1 protein-coding gene is annotated in these 2,002 nt (G+C 45.7%); it reads left to right on the top strand.

All coding sequences use genetic code 11. The features are described from left to right. Nucleotides 1-1,511: 1,511 nt before the first annotated feature. The gene (locus tag BG74_RS18980; protein WP_256364235.1) at nucleotides 1,512-1,646 is read left to right on the top strand and encodes a hypothetical protein; all 135 of its coding nucleotides are present in this window, start codon (nucleotides 1,512-1,514) and stop codon (nucleotides 1,644-1,646) included. Nucleotides 1,647-2,002: the final 356 nt, after the last annotated feature.

Below are 2,002 nucleotides of genomic sequence, written 5' to 3'. Positions count from 1 at the left end.
GCGATAAAGCAGCTACCAGACACTGTCCGATAACCGGAGCGCAGAACATCAGGACGCTAGCGCGTCGCAGTGGGGGATGCGGCGGAGACGCGCTGTAAAAGCTCTCTTGGCTGATGATGTGTGGCGAGCTATAGTCAAAAAAGAGATGCTGTAAAGCATGAAGCATGCATACCGCTTAGTACCGGCGACAATGCCTATGAAGATGACTACCAGAGTTCAGAACGAAAAGAGAACGTGAGGGGATGTTGTCATAAGGAACATTAATTACAGCAGGCCTAAGTTATGGCGAGGCCAGGGAGGTGTAGTCTGTGGAGCTGAATCGTTGATCTAAACTATCACGAGGGTAAAGACCTCCTCTACATACGGTAAGCGGGCATCGGAGGCTAATGATGGTGTTTTTCCACCGTTTATTTACGGATGGTTTAACTTTTTGCTGTCACCTGCCTGGGTTACTCCGCCGGATAGCGATGCAAAGCTACCAAATCATAATAGCATGGTCTCATAACCCAGCGTGGACAGATGTGATTAATAGGTATATTATATTTAATAATAAATAAATATAAATTTAATATATGTATTAAAATTTAAGATGATGACGACGACGATTAGTGTGCTGTGCGCCTCGGCCAGTTCCTTGGCAAGCACTTATCCTCTGACGGTCACCGACATGGACGGCCAAATGCTTACGCTGGCAAAAGAACCCTAACATGTCATATTGCAGTATGGCCGCTATATCCTTTCTTTTGGCGCTTCTGGATCGGGAAAATTCCTTCCACCATGTGGTGGCTTGGAATAATTTATCCAAGAAACAGGACACCCAGACTTAGGAACTGCTGAGAAAAGCTTGGCTGGCCTTCGGCGATATTATCTCCATGGGATTTAATGATTAAGGACAGGTAAATCTGGAGAGTGTTATTGCCTAGAAACCGGACCTAAGACCTAATGATAGCGCAATTTCGTGCGAAGCCGGCCTTTGAGCAGACCGGTGTTATAATTACCATCATCACTACCTATACCTACATCCCGGAATCCCGGACGCGCCGATTACGCTGAGTTATCAGTAACACCACGGTATCACTATGTCCCCTGCCTAACGACCTAAATAAGTGCTGGCGCCAGACTGTAAATTGTTGCAAAACTGTGCTGCCGCCGCACGGCGTCTGGCAGGCTAAGAAGGACAGTGCTACAAGCTAGCGGTAAAGAGGGGATTCCGCTGGCTGTTTGCAGCCCGTGTGTGGTATGGAGTTGGTGCCTCTTGGGTTTGCGTTAAAAAAGTGCCGCTCCAAGCGGCAGGAGATGACTTCGCCAAAAGCTATCGATGGAAAATAAGCGTCTGGCCAACGTAGCACATTCGGCGATAGACTGCGCTGCCATGTGATCAGGCACCCACGCTAACAGTGTCGAACAAGCCTTTAGCACGCCCTGGTTTTCCTGCTGTGCCATCGCGGCTTTTGGGATAGGCTAGACAATCCGCTTATTATCACACCTAAGACCGATGATCATTTACGACTGTGGGCTACGTCTCCCTTCACCTATGGCTCAAATTTCCCAATGCCGATGGCGCGCGGTTCCACAACGCCGAGATCCGTTTGCGCGTGCCGAACACACTGCCTATGACGCTTGCCCGTAAAAGGGGAAATAAGTGACATTAGCGGAAAAAGACAACCGAATTACCTTTTTACCGACGCACAATGGTTGAGGAAAAAAGTTTATGGTGGAATAAGACATCAAGCTTATTGATTTCATTGTAGAGTATTTAAATTATTTCCCTATGCAAAGTTAAAAACAACTGGCACAGGGTGAGGGTAAACGATTTTAATTATGATGCTGATATACGCCTATTCTAGGCGAAGACTAGAAATCAATACAGAGATAGGAAAATATTACATGGCGTGATGAAAGAATATCCGCATATAAGTTGTTAAATAAAATTTAAACAAACATTTTAAAATAAATCTATTCATTGCCGCTCTTAATTTTCATTTAAGGAAATTCAGTTAAG

The organism is Sodalis-like endosymbiont of Proechinophthirus fluctus (genome assembly GCF_001602625.1).
Taxonomy (GTDB): domain Bacteria; phylum Pseudomonadota; class Gammaproteobacteria; order Enterobacterales; family Enterobacteriaceae.
The sequence above is the reverse complement of the archived record's forward strand: the minus strand, read 5'-3'. Positions and strand labels throughout refer to the sequence as shown.